This is a genomic window from Frankia sp. AgKG'84/4 (assembly GCF_023242965.2).
In the GTDB taxonomy this organism is placed as follows: domain Bacteria; phylum Actinomycetota; class Actinomycetes; order Frankiales; family Frankiaceae; genus Frankia.
The window spans coordinates 1-2,132 of sequence record NZ_JALKFU020001305.1 but is presented as its reverse complement, the minus strand read 5'-3'; the positions used below and the strand labels follow the sequence as shown (position 1 = coordinate 2,132).

The 2,132-nt window shown below is 72.6% G+C and carries 3 protein-coding genes; 1 reads left to right on the top strand and 2 read right to left on the bottom strand.

What is annotated here, in order from left to right; translation table 11 throughout:
* The coding region (locus MXD58_RS29925; protein WP_250611497.1) for a hypothetical protein at positions 1-210 on the bottom strand (210 nt) is incomplete at its 3' end.
* A 434-nt stretch (positions 211-644) separates the two neighbouring features.
* On the opposite strand from MXD58_RS29925, the gene MXD58_RS29920 reads away from it, so the two are divergent.
* Entirely contained in the window at positions 645-1,085 is a 441-nt protein-coding gene (locus tag MXD58_RS29920) for a MerR family transcriptional regulator (protein ID WP_248836525.1), read from the top strand.
* A 114-nt stretch (positions 1,086-1,199) separates the two neighbouring features.
* Here MXD58_RS29920 and MXD58_RS29915 read toward each other — a convergent pair.
* The coding region (locus MXD58_RS29915; RefSeq protein ID WP_284679028.1) for a glycoside hydrolase family 26 protein at positions 1,200-2,132 on the bottom strand (933 nt) is incomplete at its 5' end.

Genomic DNA, 2,132 nt, shown 5'->3' with positions numbered 1-2,132 from the left:
ATCCTCCGCCTCCCGACCGGTGGCGACGACGGCGAGCACCGGCCTGCCCGCGCCACTCGCGGCGGCGAGGGCAGCGGCGGCGAACGGCCGCAGGGCGGCCGGGCCAGCGAGGTCGAGAACCGGCTCGCCCGCCGCGCCGATGGCCCGGCCCAGGGCGGGATCGCCGCCCGGACGGGCGATCAGCGCGGCAAGCAGCGGCTCGAGGGTCATGGATGTGTCCCTGTGCCTCTCGGAACGAGTGGAAGAAGCAGAACACCGCGGGACACGAATCGCGGCCGCGGAACACGACGACATGGCGCAACGGGGCCCACCACGGCCCGGACCCGCTTCGACCGACGGCCCGGCCCGCCGCCCGGCCCGCGCCCGGATGAGTTCCGGACCGGTCGGCCGACATCGGCCCGACCCCGTCGGCACAGACGATATGGCCAGCCTACGACAGGACGGCCGGCCACCGCGCCCGCGCGCCGCCGGCCGCGGCCCGACGATCGCGTTCGCCGTGCGTGGCGTGCCGACTGTGCCCCGCCCGGTGGGGCCCGTCGCCCGGGGCCCGGGGAGTGGGGGGCACCAGGGGACAGATCGACGTACAGTCGACTGCCTGGCGTCCAGTACCGGTCGCCCAGTGCCTACGCTGAGGACAGGGTCGAGTGTCCACCACGCGCCGCGACGTCTCTGGATCGGACACCGAGCGCCGGGATGTCCGCCAGATCGGGGATGTCGCCGAGCGGGTCGGTCTCTCCCTGCGCACCGTTCGCTACTACGAGGAGGCCGGCCTGCTGCGGCCGGTCAGCCGGACCGTGGGCGGTTTCCGGCTCTACGACGACGATGCCATCGAACGGCTCCTGCTGATCAGGAAGATGAAGCCGCTGGGCTTCAGCCTGGAGGAGATGCGCGCGTTGCTGTCGCTGCGCGACGAGCTGGCGGCGCCCGAGCTCGCGGTGGAGGCCCGGACGCAGCTGCGGGAACGGCTGGGAACCTGGGTACTGCTCGCCGAGGAGAAGCTGTCCTCGCTGCGGGAGCAGGTCAGCGTGGCCGAGGCGTTCGTCGGCGGCCTGCACGACGACGCGGACCGCAGCACCGGCGGCTGACACCGCGGCGCCGCGCCCGACCCGTCGACGCCCCCGCACCGCCTCGGTGCGCAGCGGTGCGGGGGCGTCAGGCCGTGCGGGGAGTCGGCGGCCCCGGTTCCGGTAACGACCCGATCAGCCCCAGAGCCGCTGGTAGACGGCGGCCGACGACGGGTTGAGGTCGGGGTCCACCAGAGAGGACCGGACGTTGTCCGGTTCCGAGTCGGGGAAGTACGCCTCGTAGGCGAGGATGTCCGCGTTGTGGCTGAAGGTCTCGTACATCTTCTCCATGTAGACGGGGTTGTCCCCGCCCGCGGCCCCGGCCCGGCCCGCCTTGGTGCCCTGCTGGCTGACGACGCCCCACTCCGGCACCGAGAACAGCTTGTTGTGGGTGCGGGCGAAGGTGATCACCTGGCAGAGTCCGCCGTCGCCGTTGCACTGCTGGTCGAACGCGGCGTAGGTCGGGCTCGGCGGGTACTGGTCGTAGCTGTCGATCCCGATGACGTCGACGTACTGGTCGCCCGGGTACAGGTCGAACGCGCCGACCGGCGTGGTGGACCCGTGGGCGTTGAGGTTCCAGTCGATGCGGACCGACGGGCTGGTCGCCTTGATCGCCGCGGAGGCGTGCTGGAAGCACTGGATCCACGCCTGCGGGTCGGTCGCGGCCCAGGCGAACCACAGGCCGTTGAACTCCCAGCCGAGCCGGACGAACGAGTCACCCCGGTCCATGCTGACCAGCCACCTACCGAACTGCTTCCAGTGGGCGTCATAGTCACCCGCCGCGCAGTCGGTGAGGTTGCCCTTCTGCGGGCCCGAGTCCGGGAACAGCGGCTGGGAGATCACCCAGGTGCCGGCGTACCCGGCGAACGTCGACGTGGTGCGGCCCATCCACGGGCTGGTCAGGTCGTTCCAGCTGCTGCGGTCGGTGTACATCACGACGACGTCGTTGGGTCGCCCGCGGAAGGTCGCGAAGGTGTTCGCCTGGGCGAGGGTGTGGGCGGCCACGCCGGTCGGGAACGGCCCGGTGGTCGCCGCGCGCGCGACCCGCGGGACGGCCGGGGCCGGCAC